The organism is Bartonella sp. AS69XJJH, from assembly GCF_042195585.1.
Classification (GTDB): Bacteria; Pseudomonadota; Alphaproteobacteria; order Rhizobiales; family Rhizobiaceae; genus Bartonella.
Genome location: NZ_JBHIOO010000037.1, coordinates 1 through 6,122 on the forward strand (window position 1 = coordinate 1; position 6,122 = coordinate 6,122).

At 33.2% G+C, this 6,122-nt stretch carries 3 protein-coding genes; all 3 read right to left on the reverse strand.

Annotation, left to right across the window (positions count from 1 at the left end; genetic code table 11):
• Positions 1-120: 120 nt before the first annotated feature.
• Positions 121-810, reverse strand: coding sequence for a hypothetical protein (locus ACFIK6_RS08805; protein WP_375677559.1), 690 nt, complete (start codon positions 808-810; stop codon positions 121-123).
• A gap of 81 nt (positions 811-891) precedes the next feature.
• On the reverse strand, positions 892-1,659 hold the full coding sequence (locus ACFIK6_RS08810) for a hypothetical protein (RefSeq protein ID WP_375677560.1): 768 nt from the start codon (positions 1,657-1,659) through the stop codon (positions 892-894).
• A 1,979-nt stretch (positions 1,660-3,638) separates the two neighbouring features.
• Positions 3,639-6,122 (reverse strand): type ISP restriction/modification enzyme (locus ACFIK6_RS08815; RefSeq protein ID WP_375642641.1); only part of this gene is annotated, 2,484 nt, incomplete at its 5' end.

Consider the following 6,122-nt stretch of genomic DNA (forward strand, 5'->3'; position numbering starts at 1 on the left):
TAGTTAATTCATATTTTTTGCACATAAAGATACCCTCACAATCTAATGTGATAAACGTTTGATAAAATTTGGAATGGGAAAATTTGAAAGAGGGGCGCCCCCGCACCGCCCGCGTCTTATTTACGCAGCATTATTTTTAATAATCTTTACAACGTGATCGTTTTCATAAATTTCACAATCCTCAGGAATCCCATATGCATAGTAAACGTTTTGTTCAACATATGAATAACCATCTCTTTTTAATCTTGCATTGCCATGGACCAAACCTCTAATGGTGTGATAACCAGTCACTTTTGCATTCCCATAAACAGAACCGTAGACCTTAACATACCCACCCACGCTAGCATTGCCATAAACCTTGCCATAAATTTTTGAAGAGCCACTTACAACAGCATGATCATAAACTACCGCCTTGCTATGAATACGAGCACTTCCTGTTAATTTTGCATTCCCATAAACCCTTGCATGATGATAAACCCAAGCATTATAAGAAAGATGCGCATTGTCATAAACATGAGCATTTGCATAAACGCGGGCACGGTCACATACATGGGCATTGCCATAAACACTACCCATTATAATAGCGTTATTAGAAACCTTGGCATTTTCATAAATATGGGCAGGATTTAAAACAAGAGCATTATCGTAAACCCAGCAATTGCCATCATGAGAGAGGTTACTTTCATTTTCAATAAAACCACCCAAGGCACCAGCCTTAACATCAGCAAAGTCTCTTAATGCTTTAATGCGATAAAGGGTTTGATTATTAAATACACGTGTCTCATTTGTGAGTGCAAACTTTTTTTGCATAGCACAATTCCTTTATAAAAAGATTTGAATTTTAGAATGAAATGTTTAAAGGGGGGCGCCCCCGCCGCGCCCGCGCGTCATTTACGCAGCATCATTTTCATATTCGCTGTCATTATCATCGTCATAATACCACTCACAATCAGCATAATACTCATGACGATAATAATCATCTTCGCTACCAAATTCGGGATATGCATCATCACAGATATCTTCATTAGCAGTTAGAGAGGCATTGCTATGAATATAAGAATTGCCTGAGACAAGAGCATCACAAATAACAGCATCATCAAAAACACGCGATTCATCACAGATATAAGCAGAGCCACTTATTTTTGCATTGCCTCCGACATGAGCATCATCACAAATAACGGCATTATCAGAAATATGAGCATGATCAGTGACACGGGCGTTATCATAAATTTGAGCATTGCCTTCAATAACCACGGCGTTGCTAGCATGTGCATTGCCCGATAGCTTTGCATTGTCCTTTAATGTCATACCTTCAAAAATAGCATTTCCATAAATTTGAGCATTGCCATAAACATCAACAAAAAAGCTTTTCACTTTAGCATTTCCAAAGACGCGTGCATTTTGAAAGACCCGCGCTTTATTATATACCCAGCAATTACCCTCATGAGAGAGATTATCTTCACTTTCAATATAGCCACCGAGGTCACCTTTTTTGACATCATCAAAATCTCTTAAGGCTCTAATTCGCTTTAAGAAATGACCATCGATATATTCACAATCATCAATAAATTCGTATTTTTTTGCAGGTTCTTGTTGATTAACGGGCGCGGTTTCATTTGAAATGGAAGAGATAACGGGGGTATTGTTTGAATTTGTCATATTTAAATCCTATCGATTATAAAGTCTCTATTGACACCCCTAAAGGCGCCGGGTGGTAGAAACACGGTCGATAGTCCGTCGTTACACTTTTCTCATAAAGAGTATTGTATGGTGTAACCACACCCGACAAAGCTCTCATATACCAACAAAAGCATAAAAGATAGTCAGTTTTTATAATAGGATTAGGTTTATCGCAACCTCTTCGCTATCGATTTAGTGTTTCTAGCACTTGAATATTTATATAACAAAATACGTATTTATTGTCAAATAATATTTTATCTTTTTTGATATTTTTTCTTATTTTTTAAATACATTGTGTATTGATAATATCTTATGCTTATTAATTTCTTCTTTTATATTTATGTGCTTTTAAAGCTATATTATTTGCTTTATGAAATGATTGCATTATTTTCTGAATCTATACATTTATAATATTTAGAAACGCTCTCATCATGCGTATTTTAAACTTTATAACCTATCAATTTTGTTGCTAAATGGTTTTTAAGATTTCTGTTAATTTCTTTTATAACACATTTGCAACTTAACAGCTTTTTATAGGGACTGTCTTTATAAACAAATGCTTTCATTTGCATTTTGATTATGAAAATGCCTTATGATTATGAAAGCCTGCTTTTTTCACGCGCGCTTTATAGCTGTTATGTTCTTTATAGCTATAGCCATGGCATCATTTTTCTTTTCATAAGAGAAATGATAAATAGGATAATTGTGATTTATAAACCGTTATGAAAACATCTCAATAGAAACTGATAATTATAGAGATGAGCAAAATAGCTTTTAATAGACCGTGTCAGTCTTGTCAGTGTTGTCAGTTCTTTTTAAAGCCTATATTATTTTTTTTTAATGAGTAAAAATTAAAAACATTATATTTCAATAGGTTAGTGTCTTTAAAACATAACTCATATCAATAGTACAATCTTTAAAGATAACCAATGATGTGAATTGATTAAAACTTGTCAGTTATGTGTCAGTAAATTGAACTGACAAAATGATTATTTTAGTAAGTAATTACAACATGTCTTATGAAAAGCGTATGAAAGTAAAAACTGATTACGTTATTAAAATCCCTTTTATGAATTTTTATCAGTTTATTTAAATAGATAACCTTATGATTTTAGTGAGTGATTAAAACACGTCTTAAAAAAACATGTGATCCTTTAAAGCCTTTCAAAAGAAACGGTTTATAATCATAAAAATGCTATCAAGACGTATTTATAGATTAAAGGTTGGTACTTAAAAAAATAATAAGAGTAAAAAGTTATTTTAAAACATATTAAGTGAATTTTTAAAAGACAGTTTATAATGATAAGAAATCCTATTAAGACTATTATGGTTATGAGTTTAGGGGGGGTTGGGGGGTCTTTTTACCCCCCCCTTTTATATATATTTTTTAGTCAAAAATAAAAGTTATTATATTTCAATAAGTTAATCTTTCAAATAAACAACCTATATTAAACACAACACATAAATACAATCTTTAATATATATTTAAGAGGGTTTTGTCGGTGTTTTGGGGGGGTTAAAAACAGACAAAACCTATAAGTAATATAAGAAAATGAATATACATAACTCTTTTTAAACAAAGCTTTTGAAAAGGATAAAGCTATCATTTTAGATTACGGTATAATCTTTTAAAGGCAATCCAAAAGAAGCGTATTCTGTTTAAGAGTGGATTTCTTAAAAGTCTTAAAGCAATCCAAAGTACAGTGTTTAAAAGTGCAAATGATTTCTTTTTAGAATAACGCATGATAAATTATCTCTTTTAAGATTATAGGTAATCAATTCACAAGATGATACGTTTACAAAATTTACAAAAGTCCATTAAAGGATTTCTGATAACGTAATTATTTCCTATCTTAGTTATCTCATAACAGATGATAAAATAGACTGTTATTTAAACTAATACATAAGCGGCTTTAATAAGATTAGCATGCCCATTATGTGAGCATGCTTTAATAAGTCTATTCAGTTTCTCTAATTTCCAATTTTGGTAGGTTCTTAACAATTTTCATTGTCTCTAAACTTACAGTAATAACCCTTTGAAATAACTCTAATGGATAAGCAGGATTGCCAACGGTTTCAACAGCATAGCGATTAGCATCATTCACAATACCACTCTTTTTATCTGTTTTAACACATTGACGTTCCATAATCCATTCAAGAGCCGACTTTCCATTGACTATATACTCATAAGCTTCAAGAGGGATATCCGTCATGATGATATTGCTGTTATAAAAAACAGTCGATTTATCCTTTTCCTTACTATTCCCAGAAAATCTCATTTCAGTCACATAATAAAACTTTTCTGGATTAGATATATCAGTCTGTTTTGGATTACCCTTTTTAAAGGTTACTGGATAAGGTTCCACATCTTCATAGTTTACGTGCAAATGACCCAATTCACGTCCTGCTGTTACAAACTTCCAAAAATCTTCAGCAGTTTTTACACAAGGAATACGAGGCAATTCTTTAGAGAGGTTATCAGCATAATGAGCACGATAATCTTCTGAATGTAATAATCCGTAAACATAATAAAATAGATCATCTTTAGTGATAGTTTCATTAGGATAAGCGGCTTTAAAATGTGCTAGCCCTTCATCAGTAATAGCATCACGCCTCTGTAAACCAGATGTTGTGTTTTCTTCTGTAGAAATTAAAAATAAATGTGATTGTTTCTCACTTTTATTTTTTGAAACCGGAGTGTCTTCATAAATATACCTTGGAAAACATTGACTAGTATCCATTGCATGAAAATCAGGTACTGTCTTAATCATGATGACAGAAAAATCTTTCATTGCTCCGGTACCTGTAATTTGTATCACTTTATTTTCAATCACTTCACCTATAGGAAATATACATGGAATTTGGGCAACCATTTCATTAAAAGCACGATTATAATAGAGCCATTGTTGTGTAAAAGGACGGTAGAAACTTTGAGCAAGGCATACATTTTCAAACTCAAAAATCTTTCCTTTAGTTAAATGTTTTTTAAGATTAAGACTCCAACTGATTTTCGTTTCATCCGCATTGACAAAATTATCTACAACTTTTGTAAGTGTTCTACGGTCAGTATGTGGATAGCTATTATTAAAACGTTCTACCTCGCTATTATAGAAGGCAATCATGTTCTTCATATTTTTCTTTACAGATTCACGGCTTGAGTTATATGCCCAAGCATCACGATTGGTTTTTAGACCACAAGAATAAGTAGAAAAGAGCTTTTTACCATGTCCTTTTTTATCGCCCATGGCTAAAAATTCTTTAAAATTGTCATCACGTTGATCAAGCCAATCATTATGCTTATCTGGTGTAATTATTTTCCAACCTTGTTTACTCCGTGTAATGCCATCAATGCTTCCAAGGGATTCAATTATTGTAAGTTTTTCTTCTCTTTTAAGATAATCTCCAATATCATGGAAATATATTTTGCCACGCTGTTGAGATTCTGGATTTTTTACAAGAATAGAGATAGCTATGGGAGCCCGAGAACCTTCTCCAAAAATCTTACCACCTTCTTTACGAGAAAGTTCTCCAGAGGTTCTTTGATTACCCCGCAAATGGAAAATATAAAGGCTCGAAAATTCCTCAACGAGGCATTTTCGTAAGCCATCCATAGAACATCCATTGATAAACCCCGCGTTCGTGACAAAGCCGATTACTCCAGCATTATCAATACGGTCACTAGCCCAGCGGATAGCGCGGATATAACTGTCATAAAGTTTGTTTCGATTTATTATTTTTGTTGAATTCGATATATATTTCTCACGAATACGATCATCTAATATGGGATAAGGAGTATTCTTTGCATTATCATTAGCGCTTTTTTGTCCTACCGAATAAGGGGGATTGCCAAAGATAACTTTGATATCCAGATTTTTCTGATGCTCTAAATATTCACTGTTTTCCTTAAATAATTTTTGCAGAAGGTTCTTCTCTTCAAGCATCCGAAACGTATCTGTCAAACCAATATGTTTGAAAGGGATATAATTCCCTTTCATAAGACCATGATAAGTTGCTTCGATATTAATGGCTGCTATGTAATAAGCGAGTAAAACAATCTCATTGGCATGGATATCGTAACGGTATTTATATTCCATATCCTCTGGTTTGATGAGATTGCATTGTAATAGCCGTGTGATAAAGGTACCAGTACCTGTAAAAGGGTCAAGAATAGACACACCCCGTGAACCAAGGCTTTTTCCAAATTCATTGCGTAAAACGTCATCAACAGAATGAATGATAAAATCCACAACCTCAACGGGCGTATAAACAATCCCAAGTCTGTCCGTAGTTTTCTTAAATGCTTTGGTAAAAAAATCTTCGTAAAGTTTGATAATAAGGTTCTGTCTTGCTTGGGGGGAGGTAATCCCAGAGGCACGGAATTTTACGCTGTCATAAAACTCTTGTAATTCTTGAGATACCTCTTCAATATTGGTTTTATCGAG

What these genes read in the sequence shown, in the direction of transcription:
- ACFIK6_RS08805 (WP_375677559.1), bottom strand. Translation starts at nt 810, where the DNA reads ATGCAAAAAAAGTTTGCACTCACAAATGAGACACGTGTATTTAATAAT.
- ACFIK6_RS08810 (WP_375677560.1), bottom strand. Translation starts at nt 1,659, where the DNA reads ATGACAAATTCAAACAATACCCCCGTTATCTCTTCCATTTCAAATGAA.